This is a genomic window from Aquabacterium commune (assembly GCF_004362855.1).
Classification (GTDB): domain Bacteria; phylum Pseudomonadota; class Gammaproteobacteria; order Burkholderiales; family Burkholderiaceae_C; genus Aquabacterium; species Aquabacterium commune.
Window position 1 is genome coordinate 516,238 of the sequence record NZ_SNXW01000003.1, and the last position, 16,075, is coordinate 532,312.

The 16,075-nt window shown below is 68.5% G+C and carries 13 protein-coding genes and 1 tRNA gene; 9 read left to right on the top strand and 5 right to left on the bottom strand.

What is annotated here, in order from left to right:
* Window positions 1-7: 7 nt before the first annotated feature.
* The 5 genes from ureC (at window position 8) to ureG (ending at window position 5,788) form a co-directional block, all read left to right on the top strand.
* A complete protein-coding gene (ureC, locus tag EV672_RS08400; protein ID WP_133608152.1) occupies window positions 8-1,744 on the top strand; it encodes an urease subunit alpha in 1,737 nt (578 codons plus the stop codon).
* A gap of 223 nt (window positions 1,745-1,967) precedes the next feature.
* Window positions 1,968-3,146 carry an MFS transporter gene (locus EV672_RS08405; RefSeq protein ID WP_133608247.1) on the top strand — a complete coding sequence of 393 codons (1,179 nt, stop codon included), beginning with the start codon at window positions 1,968-1,970 and terminating at the stop codon, window positions 3,144-3,146.
* A gap of 4 nt (window positions 3,147-3,150) precedes the next feature.
* Complete coding sequence (gene ureE, locus EV672_RS19415) at window positions 3,151-4,353, top strand: urease accessory protein UreE (RefSeq protein WP_481725587.1); 1,203 nt, start codon at window positions 3,151-3,153, stop codon at window positions 4,351-4,353.
* Window positions 4,354-4,376: 23 nt separating this feature from the next.
* Complete coding sequence (locus tag EV672_RS08420; RefSeq protein WP_133608155.1) at window positions 4,377-5,135, top strand: urease accessory protein UreF; 759 nt, start codon at window positions 4,377-4,379, stop codon at window positions 5,133-5,135.
* On the top strand, window positions 5,132-5,788 hold the full coding sequence (ureG, locus tag EV672_RS08425; RefSeq protein WP_133608157.1) for an urease accessory protein UreG: 657 nt from the start codon (window positions 5,132-5,134) through the stop codon (window positions 5,786-5,788). Before EV672_RS08420 ends, ureG begins: the two co-directional genes overlap by 4 nt.
* 31 nt (window positions 5,789-5,819) lie before the next feature.
* Here ureG and EV672_RS08430 read toward each other — a convergent pair.
* A tRNA-Arg gene (locus tag EV672_RS08430) sits at window positions 5,820-5,894 on the bottom strand.
* Window positions 5,895-5,913: 19 nt separating this feature from the next.
* Entirely contained in the window at window positions 5,914-6,198 is a 285-nt protein-coding gene (locus EV672_RS08435) for an H-NS family nucleoid-associated regulatory protein (protein ID WP_133608159.1), read from the bottom strand.
* 264 nt (window positions 6,199-6,462) lie between these two features.
* Here EV672_RS08435 and EV672_RS08440 point away from each other — a divergent pair, with 264 nt between their 5' ends.
* The 3 genes from EV672_RS08440 to EV672_RS08450 all read left to right on the top strand — a co-directional run bounded on the left by EV672_RS08440 (window position 6,463) and on the right by EV672_RS08450 (window position 10,388).
* Window positions 6,463-8,112, top strand: a complete 1,650-nt coding sequence (locus tag EV672_RS08440; RefSeq protein WP_133608161.1) for a methyl-accepting chemotaxis protein — start codon at window positions 6,463-6,465, stop codon at window positions 8,110-8,112.
* Between the two features lie 65 nt (window positions 8,113-8,177).
* Complete coding sequence (locus EV672_RS08445; protein WP_133608163.1) at window positions 8,178-8,921, top strand: metallophosphoesterase family protein; 744 nt, start codon at window positions 8,178-8,180, stop codon at window positions 8,919-8,921.
* Window positions 8,922-8,939: 18 nt separating this feature from the next.
* On the top strand, window positions 8,940-10,388 hold the full coding sequence (locus EV672_RS08450) for a bifunctional serine/threonine-protein kinase/universal stress protein (RefSeq protein WP_133608165.1): 1,449 nt from the start codon (window positions 8,940-8,942) through the stop codon (window positions 10,386-10,388).
* Here the strand turns inward: EV672_RS08450 and EV672_RS08455 are convergent.
* Window positions 10,369-11,301 (bottom strand): LysR family transcriptional regulator, encoded by a 933-nt coding sequence (locus tag EV672_RS08455; protein ID WP_133608167.1) that lies wholly within the window; start codon window positions 11,299-11,301, stop codon window positions 10,369-10,371. The genes EV672_RS08450 and EV672_RS08455 overlap by 20 nt on opposite strands.
* 81 nt (window positions 11,302-11,382) lie before the next feature.
* Between EV672_RS08455 and EV672_RS08460 the strand changes: the two genes are divergently transcribed.
* Window positions 11,383-12,366 carry a sodium-dependent bicarbonate transport family permease gene (locus tag EV672_RS08460; protein WP_133608249.1) on the top strand — a complete coding sequence of 328 codons (984 nt, stop codon included), beginning with the start codon at window positions 11,383-11,385 and terminating at the stop codon, window positions 12,364-12,366.
* Here EV672_RS08460 and EV672_RS08465 read toward each other — a convergent pair whose 3' ends face one another.
* Both EV672_RS08465 and parC read right to left on the bottom strand, forming a co-directional pair.
* Window positions 12,367-13,374: a PEP-CTERM sorting domain-containing protein gene (locus EV672_RS08465; RefSeq protein ID WP_133608169.1), complete on the bottom strand. Its 1,008-nt coding sequence runs from the start codon at window positions 13,372-13,374 to the stop codon at window positions 12,367-12,369. It abuts the gene before it with no gap.
* Between the two features lie 133 nt (window positions 13,375-13,507).
* Window positions 13,508-15,835, bottom strand: coding sequence for a DNA topoisomerase IV subunit A (parC, locus tag EV672_RS08470; RefSeq protein WP_133608171.1), 2,328 nt, complete (start codon window positions 15,833-15,835; stop codon window positions 13,508-13,510).
* Window positions 15,836-16,075 lie beyond the last annotated feature (240 nt).

Here is a 16,075-nt window from a genome sequence, read left to right on the forward strand (position 1 = left end):
TCCCAAGATGGCCAGCATCCCCCGACGCGCCTATGCCGAGATGTTCGGCCCCACCACCGGCGACCGCCTGCGCCTGGCCGACACGCAGCTGGTCATCGAGGTCGAAGACGACCTGACCTTGCGCGCCGGCGGGTACGGCGAAGAAGTGAAATTCGGCGGCGGCAAGACCATCCGCGACGGCATGGGCCAGGGCCAACGCCCCAACGGCCCCGGCCCCGGTGACGCTTGCGACTGCGTGCTGACCAACGCCCTCATCCTCGACCACTGGGGCATCGTCAAGGCCGACATCGGCATCAAGGCCAGCCGCATCGTGGCCATCGGCAAAGCGGGCAACCCCGACGTGCAACCCGGCGTGGACATCGTCATCGGCCCGGGCACGGAAATCATCGCGGCCGAAGGCATGATCGTCACGGCCGGCGGCATCGACACGCACATCCACTTCATCTGCCCGCAGCAGATCGAAGAGGCGCTCATGAGCGGTGTGACGACCATGATCGGCGGCGGCACCGGCCCGGCCACCGGCACGTTCGCCACCACCTGCACCCCCGGCCCCGACAACATCGCGCTGATGCTCAAGGCCGCCGAGGCCTTCCCCATGAACATCGGTTTGCTGGGCAAGGGCAATGCGTCCCGGCCCGAGGCGCTGCGCCAACAGGTCGAGGCCGGTGTGATCGGCATGAAGCTGCACGAGGACTGGGGCACCACGCCCGCGGCCATCGACACCTGCTTGAGCGTGGCCGAAGAGACCGACGTGCAGGTGGCCATCCACACCGACACGCTCAACGAATCGGGCTTCGTGGAAGACACGGTGGCGGCGTTCAAGGGCCGCACCATCCACAGCTTCCACACCGAAGGCGCGGGCGGTGGCCACGCACCGGACATCATGAAGGTGGTGGGCGAGCCCAATGTGCTGCCGTCCTCGACCAACCCGACGCGGCCCTTCACAGTCAACACCATCGACGAGCACCTCGACATGCTCATGGTGTGCCACCACCTCGATGCCGCCATCGCGGAAGACCTGGCGTTTGCCGAGAGCCGCATCCGCCGCGAGACCATCGCCGCCGAGGACATCCTCCACGACCTGGGCGCCATCAGCATGTTCTCGTCTGACTCGCAGGCCATGGGCCGCGTGGGCGAGGTCATCATGCGCACCTGGCAGACGGCCCACAAGATGAAGGTGCAGCGCGGCGGCCTGCCTGGCCCGAGCGGGGACACGAACCGCCACGACAACGCCCGCGTCAAGCGCTACATCGCCAAGTACACGGTCAACCCGGCGCTGGCCCACGGCGTGGCGCACGAGGTCGGCAGCATCGCGGTGGGCAAGTGGGCCGACCTGGTGCTGTGGCGCCCGGCCTTCTTTGGCGTCAAGCCCAGCCTCATCCTCAAGGGCGGCTTCATCGCCGCCGCGGCCATGGGCGACCCCAACGCCTCCATCCCGACGCCCCAGCCAGTGCACTACCGCCCGATGTTCGGCAGTTTTGGCGGGGCCTTGTCGCGCACCTCGCTGACCTTCATGAGCCAGGCCGGCATCGCCGCGGGCCTGCCTGCCGCCTACGGCCTGAAGAAGACGGTGACCGGCGTGAAGGGTTGCCGCACCGTGAAAAAGGCCGACATGGTGCACAACGCCTACCTGCCGAAGATGGAGATCGACGCGCAAACCTACCAGGTGCGCGCAGACGGCCTGCTGCTGACCTGCGAGCCCGCCAACGAGCTGCCCATGGCGCAGCGCTACTTCCTGTTCTGAGTGGCCTGGGCGTCCTGAGCCCACGGCCGCCCAGGACATTGAGCGCGGGCGCCACGGCCCCGCGCCCAGGCCGCTACGATGGCGGCTTCGCCGTCGCGAGGGATGCAGCCAAGCCGTTCGCTGCCAGCCGTGGCGCGCCCCGACAGGCCCGCCGTTGAACACGACACCCCCCAGCACCGCCCCGATCAGCGCGAGCCACCTGCGCGCCATCACCTGGCTGTCCATGGCCGCGTTCGCCAGCGCGGCAGCCACCCGCTTGTGCGACCCCATGCTGCCGGACCTGGCGCGGCACTTTGGCGGCTCGGCGGCAGAAGTCGCCTGGGCGGTGTCGGGCTATGCCGTGGCCTACGGCTGCCTGCAGGTCATCTTCGGCCCCTTGGGCGACCGCCTGGGCAAGTACCGCCTGATCGCGCTGTGCACACTCGCCTGCGTGCCGGGGTCTCTGTTGGCCGCCATGGCCAGCTCCCTGGATGGCCTGATCGCTGCGCGCATGCTCACCGGGGTCACCGCCGCGGGCATCATTCCCTTGGCCATGGCCTGGATTGGCGACACCGTGCCCTACGAGCAGCGGCAATCCACCCTGGCGCGCTTCCTCATCGGGCAGGTGCTTGGCGTGGTCGGCGGGCAGTTCATCGGCGGCATCTTCGCGGACACCCTGGGCTGGCGCTGGGCCTTTGGCGCGATGGCGCTGCTCTACCTCGCGGTGGGCGTGGGCGTGCTGGTGCAGTCTCGCCGCCTGGCCGGGAGCGGCCACACCGTGACGCCGATCACCGCGGCCGCTGGCCCCGACGCGCCCCCCACGGACATGCTTGGGCAGATCCGAACCGTGTGGCAGACGCCCTGGGCGCGCACCATCCTCGCGGTGGTCTTCACGGAAGGGGCCTTGGTCTTCGGAGCCCTGGCCTTCGTGCCCAGCCACGTGCACGACCGCTTCGGCCTGACGCTGTCGGCCGCCGGGGGCCTGATGGCCTGCTTCGGCGTGGGCGGTTTGTCTTACGTGCTGTTCGCGCGGCACTTCGTGCAACGCCTGGGCGAAGTCGGCCTGGCCCAACTGGGCGGCGGCGCCTTGTGCCTGGCGTGGTTGACGCTGATGTGGGCGCCCACCTGGGGCTGGACCTTGCCGGCCTGCTACCTCAGTGGCGTGGGCTACTACGCCTTGCACAACACCTTGCAGACCAACGCGACCCAGATGGCGCCCAGCGTGCGCGGCACCGCGGTGTCGCTGTTCGCATCGAGCTTCTTCCTGGGGCAGTCGGTGGGCGTGTCGCTGGCGGCCCTGGCCATCGCCAGGCTGGGGCCCTTGAGCCCCTTCGTGGTGTCGGCCGTGCTCACCCCCGCGCTGGCACTGCTGTTCGCACGGCTGCTGCGCCAGCGCCATGCGCCCACCCAACAACTCGTCTGACGCCATGCAATTGAACGCTGACACCTCCTTGCGCGTGGTGCTGTCCACCGCCGACATGCCCTGGGTGGACTCGCCCCAGCCCGGCGTGCGCCGCAAGCTGCTGGCCCGCGACGGCGGTGAAGTGGCCCGCGCGACGTCGCTGGTCGCGTATGCGCCGGGCGCCAGTTTCGCCAGCCACCACCACGACCTCGGCGAAGAGATCCTGGTGCTGGAAGGCCACTTGCAAGACGAGCACGGCGTGTACGGCCCCGGCACCTACCTCCAGAACCCACCGGGCTCCAGCCACGCGCCGCGCTCGGACAGCGGCTGCCTGTTGTTCGTCAAGCTGCGCCACCTGGCACCGACCGACACCGAGCGGGTCGTCCTTGACACCCGCACCGCCCTCTGGCGGCCCGGCCTGGTCGAGGGGCTCACGGTCTTGCCACTGTCCTCGCACGGCACCGCGCATGCGGCCCTGGTGCGCTGGGCGCCGCAAACCCACTTCTCAGCCCGCACCTCAGCGAGCACCGGCCCTTCAGCACCGCAGGCTGCACGCTCTTCGTCAAGACCGGCCACCTGCGCACAGATATTGCATAACATCGATCACATGCTGACCGTCCACAAAATCCTCCCCCAAGGCCAGGGCCTGGCCCCCGTGCTGCTCAAGCGCGCCACCACCATCGAACTCGACTGGGACGTGCGCCAGAAAAGCCGTTTCGACGCCACCGACAGCCAGGGCCGCCACCTCGGCGTCTTCTTGCCCCGCGGCACGGTGGTGCGTGGCGGCGACGTGCTGGTGACCGAAGCCGGCGACATGGTCCGCGTGCTGGCCGCACCGCAGCCGGTGCTGGTGATCACGCCTTGCGCCGAGCACGGCTCGCCGTTTGACCTCGTGCGCGCGGCCTACCACCTGGGCAACCGCCACGTGCAGATCGAACTGCGCCCCGACCGCCTGCAAATCGAACCCGACCACGTGCTGGCCGACATGCTGCGCGCCATGCACCTCACCGTGCGCGAAGCCACCGAAGCCTTCGAGCCGGAGGGTGGGGCGTATGCGGCAGGCGGGCACGGGCACGGCCATGCGCATGACCACGCCCACGACCCTGCCACCGCGCCGGTGTCCCGCGGCAAGCCCATCGGCATCGCCATCAAAAGCGAGGCCGCACCACACGTCCATGGCCCGGGCTGCGGCCACGACCATGGTGACGGACACAGCCACAAGCACTGAGCCCCTGCGCGCCCACCGCCCCCATGCCCCGCGTCACCCCCCGCCCCACGCCCCTGACACCCGCCGCGCGGCTGCAGCTGATGTGGCTGGCCTCGCCCGCCCTGCCCGTGGGCGGCTTCAGCTACTCCGAAGGGCTGGAGGCGGCCGTGGACTGTGGCCGCGTCACCACCGAAGCCCAGGCCGCCGCCTGGCTGCGCGACCAGCTGATGCTGTCCGTGGCGCGCGCCGACCTGGCCGTGGTGGCCCGCGCCGTGCCGGCCTGGCAGCGCCATGACCTGGCCCGTGTGCGCGAACTCAACGACTGGGTGGGCCACACCCGCGAAACCAGCGAGCTGCGCTTGCAGACCGAGCAAATGGGACGCTCCCTGGTGGAGTGGCTGCGCAACCGCGGCGGCCTGGCGCGCACCGATGTCGGCGATGACCGCTTGCCGCAATGCGCAGCCTTGCCCCCCGCGCCCACCTGGCCCATCGCTTTCGCACTCGCGGTGGCGCAGTCCTTGCCCACACCCATGGCCACCGCCGATGGCGAACCGGCCTTGCGCGAGGCCTTGCTGAGCTTCACCTTCGGCTGGGCCGAGAACATGGTGCAGGCCGCCATCAAGTCCGTGCCGCTGGGCCAAAGCGCCGGCCAGCGCATCCTGCAAAGCCTCATCGACGTCATCCCCGACGCCATCGACCACGCCCTGACCCTGCCCGACACGCAGCGCCAGGCCTTCACGCCCATGCTGGCCATCTTGAGCGCCCAGCACGAAACCCAGTACTCACGCCTGTTCCGATCATGAGCACTCTGCACAACATCCCCGGCCGCACCAAGCACCTCCCGCCCCTGCGCGTGGGCGTCGGCGGCCCCGTGGGCTCGGGCAAAACCACCCTCGTCGAGGTGCTGTGCAAGACCTTGCGCGACACCTACGACCTGGTCGTCGTCACCAACGACATCTACACCAAGGAAGACCAGCGCCTGCTGACCGTGGCCGGTGCGCTGGCGCCCGAACGCATCATGGGCGTGGAGACCGGCGGCTGCCCGCACACCGCCATCCGCGAAGACGCCTCCATCAACCTGGAAGCCGTGGACCGCATGCTGGGCCAGTTCCCCGATACCGACATCGTCTTCATCGAGTCGGGCGGCGACAACCTCGCGGCCACCTTCAGCCCGGAGTTGTCCGACCTGACCATCTACGTGATCGATGTGGCGGCGGGCGAAAAAATCCCGCGCAAGGGCGGCCCTGGCATCACCAAGAGCGACCTCTTCGTCATCAACAAGACGGACCTGGCGCCCTACGTCGGCGCCAACCTGGACATCATGGAAGCCGACACGCGGCGCATGCGGCAAACGCCCCAGGGCCTGCGCCCCTTCGTCATGACCAACCTGAAAACGCAGGCCGGGCTGAGCGAGGTGATTGCCTTCATCGAGGCCAAGGGCATGCTCAAGGCTTGAAGCCACAGGGGCCAGGGCCTGACATCAGAGGTGGCGGCCCCGACAGGAATCGAACCTGTACTTGACCCTTAGGAGGGGTCCGTGATATCCATTTCACCACGGAGCCGGCACGGGGGGATTGTGCCTCAGGCCCCGCTGGTTTCGCCGTCCTTGAGGCGGAGTTCCTCGACCGTGTAGCCCTCGCGCGTGAGCGCCTCGCGCAGCCAGGCGGGCTGGCCACCTTCACCGTCCCAGGTGGCCTGGGTGATGGGGTGGCGGTAGCGGTGCACAGGGGCCGTGCGCACGGGCGCCACCACGGGCACGGGCTCGGGGATGCCGGCCAGTTCTTCGGCCTGGATTTGCCAGAAATCGATTTGCTTGCGCACGGAACGCAGCACGGCTTCTTGCTCTGCTGTTCGCATGGTGGACATGGGGCGCGTTTCCCTGGGGCGATGTGGACGCATGTTACCAAAGCCGCCCCACAGGCTCACATTTGACACAGATCAAGCGCACGGCCGGGCTCGCTGCAAAGCAGCAATAAGTACCACCTGGGATGGGCTTATTTGGCGCCAAGGGCCTCAACCCGGTGGCAACATGACCGAAGAAGTGCGAAGGAAGCCTCACAAGGGTTTCCGGCCCTGGCAGGTGGGCGTTGAACAACCTGTCGCGTCTGGATCAGATGAGAAAGGGACGTCATGCGCCTGAATTTGCCGGTCACCGACCATGAGTTCGCCTTCCCGAAAGGCGAGACCCTGGTCTCGACCACCGACCTCAAAGGCCGCATCACTTACTGCAACCCCTCGTTCATCTTGGTGAGCGGTTACCAGCGCGAGGAGTTGCTGGGGCAGCCGCACAACATGATCCGCCACCCCGACATGCCGGAAGAAGCCTTCCGCGACATGTGGGAGACCATCGCTTCGGGCAAGCCCTGGACGGCGCCGGTGAAGAACCGCCGCAAGGACGGCACCTTTTACTGGGTGCAAGCCAACGTCACGCCGCTGATGGAGAACGGCCAACCCGTGGGCTACATGTCGGTGCGCACCGAGCCCAGCCGCGAAGACGTGATCGCCACCGACGCGCTCTACCGCACCATGGCGCGGGAAAAAGAACAAGGCACCTTGGTCCACGTGCTGCGCCGAGGCCGTGTGGTGCGCAACGACACGGCGGGCCGCATCAAGGAAGCCCTCACCCCCGGCATGAGCGCCCGCCTGACCCTGATCACCGCGGTGGCGACCTTGTCGGCCTTTGCCGCCGGCCTGTTCGCCGCAGGGCAAGGCACGGGCCTCCATTCGCCCTGGCTCATCGCCTACCTGCTGGTCGGTGTGGCCGTGGCCTGGGGCGTGAGCCTGCACCTGCGCCACATCACCCTCGGCCCCATCCATGGCCTGATGGACATTGCCAACCGCATGGCCGCGGGCGATCTGACGCAGTCCATCCAGTCGGACCGGCACGACCTCATCGGGCAGTTCACGCGCTCGCTCAACCAGCTCAACGTCAACCTGCGCTCCATCGTCAAAGACGCGCGCACCGAGGTGGACGAGATGCTGTTGGCCACCCGCGAAATCGCCGCGGGCAACCAGGACCTCTCCAGCCGCACGGAAGCCCAGGCCAGCAGCCTGCAGCAGACCGCCGCGTCGATGGAGCAAATCACCGGCACGGTCAGGCACAGCGCCGACACCGCCCACCAGGCCGCCGACCTGGCCCAGCAGACCACGACCATCACCGAGCGCAGCAGCGCCGTCGTCAGCAGCGTGACGCAGACGATGAGCGGCATCGAGGAGTCGTCCCACCGCATCGGCGAAATCATCCAGGTCATCGACAGCATCGCCTTCCAGACCAACATCCTGGCGCTGAACGCCGCGGTCGAAGCGGCCCGTGCCGGCGAGCAGGGGCGTGGCTTCGCGGTGGTGGCCTCCGAGGTTCGCGCCCTGGCCGGTCGCACCGCCACCGCTGCCCGCGAGGTCAAGCAACTCATCACCGACTCGGCCGAGAAGGTCCGCGCCGGCAGCGAGCTGACCCGCACCGCGCAGCTCACCATGGACGAGGCCGTGCAGGCCGTGGCCCACGTCACCACCCTGGTCAACCAGATCAGCGGCGGCGCGACCGAGCAACTCAGCGGCATCTCGCAGATCAACGCGGCCGTCTCTCAGCTCGATGGCATCACGCAGCAGAACGCGGCCGCCGTGGAAGAGATCGCTGCGGCCTCGATGAGCCTGGCCAGCCGGGCCAAGACGGTGTCGGAGACCGTGCAGGTCTTCCGCATCGAAGCCACCGGCGGCATGCGACAGCCCGACGCCGTGGCACTGCGCCGCGAGATGCGGGAAGCCGGCGGCGTCAAGTCCTGACTGCCCCAGCTTGATGGGGGGTGGCGCGCGGGCTAGACTGGCCCGTTCGCCGTTGCACCCATCCCATGAAATTCGCCATCCTGTCCGACCTGCACGCCAACCGGCAGGCCGTTGAAGCCGTCTGGGCCCACGCCCAGGCACAAGGTTGTGAGCACACCGTCCTGCTGGGCGACTTCGTGGACTACGGCGCCGACCCGGCCTGGGTCATGGACTTCGTGATGGCCCGCCACGCCGAGGGCGCCAGCGTCGTCAAGGGCAACCACGACGACGCCATCCGCCACGAAGGCAGCCACCACATGGGCGGCCACGTGCAGGCCTCGCTGGCCTGGACCCGCACCCAGCTGACACCCGCTCACGTGGCCTTCGTCGAAGCCCTGCCCTTGACCATCGTCAAGGACGACTGCCTCTTCGCCCACGCCAACGTCCACGACCCGGCACACTGGGGCTACCTGCACGGCCGGCTCGAAGCCACGCGCAGCCTCTTCGCCAGCCATCAACCCTTCGTGTTCTGCGGTCACATGCACGAGCCCTGCCTCTACCACCTCTCGTCCACCGGCAAGTCGGGCGAATTCCACCCTGTCGATGGCACGCCCATCCAGCTCTCGCCCATGCGCCGCTGGCTGACCATCCCCGGCTCGGTCGGTCAGCCCCGCGATGGCAACCCCGCCGCCTGCTACGCCGTCTTCGATGTGAGCAAGGCGGAGCTGACCTTCCACCGCGTGCCCTACGACCACGAAGCCGCCGCGCGCCGTGTGCTGGAAGCCGGCCTGCCCGCCTCGCTCGCGCAACGCCTGATCGATGGCAGCTGACGCACCCGGGCCCGCACCATGATGACCCACCCCGCCAAGCTGCAGCCCGGCGACCGCATCGACGGTTTCGTGCTCAAAGAGCGGCTGCACCAAGGCGGCATGGCCACCGTGTGGGACGTGACCGAGGTGGACGCCCAAGGGCAGCCCTGCCCGCGCACCCTGGACGCCCGGGGCCAGCCACTGCCCCTGATCATGAAGATCCCGCGCATCAAGGGCGGCGAAGACCCTGCCTCCATCGTCGGCTTCGAGGTCGAGCAGATGGTGATGCCCTCGCTCAAGGGCACGCACGTGCCGCGCGTGGTGGCCAAAGGCGATTTCACGCGCCAGCCCTACATCGTGATGGAGCGCATCGGCGGTGACTCGCTGAGGCCGCGCCTCGATCAGGCGCCCCTGCCCTTCGAGGAAGTCGCCGACATCGGCCAGCGCGTGGCCCTGGCCCTGCACGACCTGCACAAGCAGCACCTCGTGCACCTGGACGTCAAGCCCAGCAACATCATGTTCCGCCCCACCGGCGAGGCCGTGCTGGTGGACTTCGGCCTGTCGCGCCACGACCAGCTGCCCGACCTGCTGGAAGAAGAGTTCTCGCTGCCCATGGGCACGGGGCCGTACATCTCGCCGGAGCAGGTCCAGTTCGTGCGCAAGGACCCGCGCAGCGACCTGTTCGCGCTCGGCGTCATGCTCTACCACCTGACCACGGGCGAGCGCCCCTTTGGCAACCCGAGCAGCGTCTCAGGCCTGCGCAAGCGGCTCTACACCGACCCGGTGCCGCCGCGCGCCCACCGCTCGGAGACGCCGCTGTGGCTGCAGGAGGTCATCCTGCGCTGCCTGGAAGTGCAGCCCGAGTTGCGCTACCAGACCGGCGCCCAGCTGGCCCTGGACCTGCAGCACCCCGAACAGATCCCCCTGACCACGCGCGCCGAGCGCATGGCCACGGGCAGCACGCTGAGCACCGTCAAGCGCTGGTTCAAGGCCATGGGTGCCGAGCCCAAGAGCGAAGACGGCGCCAACCAGCATGTCGAGCGCAGCCCCATCATCATGGTGGCCGTCGGCATCAAGAACAGCACGCCGGCGCTCGACAAGAAATTGTTGGGCACGGTGCGCCGCATCATGCAGATGGAGCCCGGCGCCCGCCTGGCCTGCGTCAGCGTCATGAAGACGGCCCGCATCGGCATGGACACGCTGGTGGACGACCAGGGCAACAGCCTGCACGTGCAGCAACTGGTGGCCATCAAGCACTGGGCGCGGCCCCTGCAGCAGCAATTGCAGATGGACGAGCACCGCCTCACCTTCCATGTGCTGGAGGCGCCCGACACGGCCAGTGCCATCGTCGAGTTCGCCACCAAGAACCAGGTGGACCACATCGTGATGGGCGCGCGCGGCAACTCCACGCTGCGCCGCTACCTGGGCAGCGTCAGCGCGCAGGTGGTGGCCGAGGCCGAGTGCTCGGTCACCGTGGTGCGGGTTTGAGCTGCGCCCTCGGGCGGGCGTTCTGGCCCGCCAAGGATTCGCGCAGGAAGTCGAGGAAAGCCGCCGCCACTGGTGTGGGCTGACGCTCGCGGCGACGCACCAGGTACCAGCGCGAGGCGATGGGAAAGCCCTTGACGTCCAGCACCGCCAGGCCCTCGTGCGCGGGGTCGCGGTCCAGGGCGTGGCGTGACAGCACCGCCAGGCCATAGCCCCCCGCCACCGCCTGCTTGATGGCCTCGTTGCTGCCCAGGGACATCTGCACGCGCGGGCTGAAGCCCCATTGCTGGAACTGCCGCTCGCAACTGATGCGCGTGCCCGAACCAGGCTCGCGCAAGATGAAGCGCTCGCCCGCCACGGCCTTCAGGGCCAGGCGCTTGCGGCCGACCAGCGGGTGCTGGGCCGCGGCCAGCAGCACGAGCGGGTTGTCGAGCAGGGGCTCAGCCTCCAGCGCCACGTGCTCGGGTGGCGTGGTCATGATGACGAGGTCGTCCAGCGACTGCTCCAGCCTGCGCACGATGCTGTCGCGGTTGGCCACCTCCAGGTGCACGTCGATGTCGGGATAGCGCTGCGAGAAGGGCCCCAGCAGACGCGGGATGAAGGACTTGGCCGTGCTGACCACGGCCACATCGAGCCGCCCGCGCTTGAGGCCTTGCAGGTCGGCCATCTCCATCTCGAAGGTCGCCCAGCGGTGGAGGATGTCTTCGCAGGCGTGCGCCAGGCGTTGGCCCGCATCGGTGAGGCGCACGCCACGCGGCAGCGCTTCGTACAAAGGCACACCCGCGGCCTCGGACAACTGCCGCAGCTGCATCGACACGGTGGGCTGGGTGACGTGCTCTGCCTCGGCCGCACCCGTGACCGAACCGGTGTGGGCCAGCGCCCGGAAAAGGCGCAGCTGTCGCCAGGTGACATGCATAGGTTTATATCTATGGATCAGTTCGCAACATTTGATTTTTCATGATGCCATCAAATCTTTAGCATCCGCCCCATGAATGCCCTGAACAACCTGCTCGACCCCGCCGTACTTTTCTTCGTTTTCGGCGTGACGGCGGGCCTGCTGCGCTCCAACCTGGAGGTGCCGCCGCAAATCGCGCGCTTCCTGTCGCTCTACCTGCTGATGTCGGTGGGGCTCAAGGGCGGTTTCTCGCTGGCCCACGCCGGCTTCGGCCCACAGGTGGTGGCCAGCCTGGGCGCGGCCATGGCGCTGTCGCTGCTGGTGCCTGCCCTGGGCTACCTGCTGCTGCGCCGGCTGCTCTCGCGCTTCGACGCGGCGGCGGTGGCGGCCACCTACGGCTCGGTCAGCGCGACCACCTTCATCACGGCGACGCAGTACCTGCAAACGCAGGGCATCGACTTCGGTGGGCACATGGCCGTGGCGCTGGTGCTGATGGAGTCGCCGGCCATCCTGATGGCCATGGCACTGGCCAGCTGGGCTCGCCGGCAGGAAGCGCTGGGGGCGGCCGCGCACGGTCAGGCGACCTCCGCCGGCCCCTCGGTCGGCCACGTGGTGCGCGAGGCCTTCACCGATGGCGCGAACCTGCTGCTGCTGGGCAGCCTGGCCATCGGCTTCGTCACCGGCGACCAGGGCAAGGCCATGATGGAGCCCTTCTCGGGCGCGCTGTTCAAGGGCATGCTCGCCCTTTTCCTGCTGGACCTGGGCCTGCTGGTGGCGCGCCAGTTGCCGGCCTTGCGCACGGTGCACCCCGCGCTGCTGCTGTACGGCGTGTGCGGCCCGCTGGTGCACGGCCTGATCGCGATGGGGCTGGCGGCCGTGCTGCACCTGGGTGCGGGCGACGCCATCCTGTTGGTGGTGCTGGCCGCGAGCGCGTCCTACATCGTCGTGCCCGCGGTGCTGCGCCACGCCATCCCCGAGGCGAAGCCGGGCCTCTACCTGGGGCTGTCGCTGGCGGTGACCTTCGTCTTCAACATCCTGATCGGCATCCCGCTGTACGCCGGGGTGGTGCAGCGGGTGTGGGGTTGATCAGGCGCGTGACTGGCGGCGCGACTGCGCGCGCACCGCACCCAGGCCAAGCAGGCCGGCCAGCATCAGGCCCAGGCTGGTGGGCTCGGGCACGGAGGCGGCCAGGCCTTCGTAGCGCAGGCCCAGGGACGAGGTGAAGGCGTAGCCGTCGGCCAATTCCAGGCCGATGTGATCGGGGTGGCCGGCGTCCACCGACACGCTGCAGTTGCTCAGGTGGAAGCAGCGGGCGTTGTTGTGCACGGAGTAGTCCAGGCGCAGGTCCACGCCGGTGGGCACGACCAGGGTCAGCAGGACTTCACCGGTGTAGCGGCCGTTGTCGGCGTCGCCGTTGCCGTAGATGAAACCGCGCTCGCTTTGTGCCCATTCGCGAAACAGCTGCTTGCCGCCGGATTCGCTGAAGTCAAGAAACGGGTTGGTTTCGGGGCCGCATTCAAACAGTTCACCGGAGCCCGTGCACTCGGCAGCGGGGTCGTAGAGCGGGTTGGGCAGCTGGTACGACAGCGAGGCGTAGCGCGTGGAGTCGACCTGCATGAGGTGCTGGGCCAGGTCACCGGCTTCAAAGGGCGTCAGGCCCAGGCCGCTGAACTGCGTGTCGTAGCTCATGCGGAAGGTGCCGGTGGTGGTGGCGCCAGGGCCGCTGATGCGCACGGTGTCGGTGAGGTCCAGTCGAGCGTAGGACTGCGCGATGCTGGCCGGGCGACTGGCGCTGCCGGTGGTGGCGGTGTTGATGGACTTGAAGACGCCGCTGACCGGGTCGACCCAGGCGTTGACGCTGGCCGACACGTTGCCGACCTGGGCCGTGCGCACGCCGCCGGTGCTCAGGGCGGCATCGGCCTCACCGGGGGAGACGTACTGGAAGGTCTGCGTTTCGCTGTTCTCGGCGTCCAAGCCCCAGTTGAAGGTGATCGAGCCAGCAGGGGCATCAACCACGATGGCCTGGGCCGATGCGGCGAAGGCCAGGCTGAGCGCCGCGACGAGGCGGACGGGGGTGGGGGCTGACAGGGACATGGAGAACTCCTGGGTTTTTGTGTTTGGGTGAAAAGAAAAGCCAGCACATGGCTGGCTGGTTCATAGCAGCGGCAGCCCTAGCGCACGGGGCATCAGGGCACCACCGGGCGCAAAACCACCCGAGTGCGGGCACTCAAGCCAGGGCTTGCAAACGCAGCACGCTCTGGAAGGCATCCACCGGCTTGCCCTTGCGGGCGCGCTTGCCAATGTGGGCGGTGTAGGCCGAGTTGCGCACGTCTTCCTCTTTGGGCTTGGCTCCGCGCGTGGTGCCAATGACGCGCACGCCGTTGTGCACCGTGGCCACCGACGCCAGCGGCGCGGCCTTGGCATCGACCTCCATCAGCGTCAGGCCGCGTCCGCCGTTGGGTTGCAGCTTGAGCTCATCCAGCCCGAACACCAGCATGCGGCCATCGGCGCTCAGGCAGGCCACTTGCGTGTGCGCGGCCTGCACCACCACCGGCGGCAGCACCGTGTCGCCCTCGTCCAGCGACAGGAAGGACTTGCCGCCCTTCTGGCGCGTCGTCAGGTCACCGAGCTTGGCCAGCAGGCCAAAGCCACCCGAGTTGGCCAGCAGGATGGTCTGCTCCAGGTGACCGGCCAGGTAGTGCGCTGGCTGGGTGCCCGACTCCAGCTCGATCAGGGTGGTGATGGGCTGACCGTCGCCGCGCGCACCGGGCAAGGCGCTGACCGGCACGCTGTACACGCGACCGTTGCTGCCCAGCACGATGAGCGGGTCCACGGTGCGGCATTCGAAGGTGCCGTACAGCCCGTCGCCGGCCTTGAAGGCGAAGCCCGCCGGGTCGTGGCCATGGCCGGTGCGGGCGCGCACCCAGCCCTTCTCGCTGATGACGACCGTGACCGGCTCGTCAATGACCTTGACCTCGGCCACGGCGCGCTTTTCAGCCTGGATGAGGGTGCGGCGCTCGTCGCCGAACTGCTTGGCATCGGCCTCGATCTCTTTGACGACGGTGCGGCGCAGCACGGTGGGGCTGCCCAGGATCTCTTCGAGCTTGGTCTGTTCGCCACGCAACTCGGCCAGCTCCTGCTCGATCTTGATGGCTTCGAGGCGGGCCAGTTGGCGCAGGCGGATGTCGAGGATGTCGTCGGCCTGACGCTCCGAGAGCTTGAAGGCCTCGATCAGCGCGGGCTTGGGCTCGTCGCTCTCGCGGATGATGCGGATGACCTCGTCGATGTTGAGCAGCACCAGCTGCCGGCCCTCCAAGATGTGGATGCGGTCGAGCACCTTGGCCAGGCGGTGCTGGGTGCGGCGGGTGACGGTGTCCATGCGGAAGCCGATCCACTCGCCCAGGATCTGGCGCACGCCCTTGAGCATGGGCTTGCCGTCTGCGCCGACCATGGTCAGGTTGACCGAGACCGAGCCCTCCAGGCTGGTGTGGGCCAGCAGCGTGGTGACCAGTTCCTGCTGAGACACGGTGCGCGTCTTGGGCTCGAACACCAGGCGCACGGCAGCGTCCTTGCTGGACTCGTCGCGCACGGTGTCCAGCACCGACAGCAGCACGGCCTTGAGCTGGGTTTGCTCGGCCGTCAGGGCCTTCTTACCGGCCTTGATCTTCGGGTTGCTGAGCTCTTCGATTTCTTCCAGCACCTTCTGCGCGCTGGTGCCGTGCGGCAGCTCGGTGACCACCAGTTGCCACTGGCCGCGGGCCATGTCCTCGATCACCCAGCGGGCGCGCACCTTGAGGCTGCCGCGGCCGGTGCGGTAGGCCTCGCGGATGTCGTTGGGGGCGGAAATCAGCTGGCCGCCGCCGGGGAAGTCCGGCCCGGGCAGCAGCTCGAAGAGCTCGTCGTCGGAGAGCTTGTCGTTCTTGATCAGGGCGACCGTGGCCGCGGCCACTTCGCGCAGGTTGTGGCTGGGAATTTCCGTGGCCAGGCCCACGGCGATGCCGCTGGCGCCGTTGAGCAGCACGAAAGGCAGGCGACCCGGCAGCTGCTTGGGCTCCTCGGTGGAGCCGTCGTAGTTGGGGATGAAGTCCACCGTGCCCATGTCGATCTCGTCGAGCAGCAGGCGGGCGATGGGCGACAGGCGCGCCTCCGTGTAGCGCATCGCGGCCGCGCCGTCGCCATCGCGCGAGCCGAAGTTGCCCTGGCCGTCGATGAGGGGGTAGCGCAGCGCGAAGTCCTGGGCCATGCGCACCATGGCGTCGTAGGCGGCGGTGTCGCCGTGCGGGTGGTAGCGGCCCAGCACGTCGCCCACCACGCGGGCGCTCTTGACCGGCTTGGGGCCACTGTTGCCGGAGAACGCCAGGCCCATGCGCTCCATCGCGTAGAGGATGCGGCGCTGCACAGGCTTCTGCCCGTCGCACACATCGGGCAAGGCGCGGCCCTTGACCACGCTGAGGGCGTACTCCAGGTAGGCGCGCTCGGCGTAGTGGGCCAGGGTCAGGGACTCGCCGCCATCGGACGGTGGCGGCGGGGTGAAGTCGATCGTTTGCTGGGTCATCGTCGGACGACAGGCGTCGGCAGGTCGGAGAGGGGTGCGCGCCGCAGTGTAGGGCATAGCCTGAGGGCTGGCGCGGGGCTGGCCGTGACACCGCTTTGCATCGGATCAGGCCGCGTCATGCCGTGGGCATCCCCGCGCCACCGCCTAAGGAAGGTCTGCACAAATGAGCGCCGACCATGGTTGGATGTGCTGAGATGACAGCAATGGCGGCTGGACGCACCTTTGGCAGGCGTTTTGGGC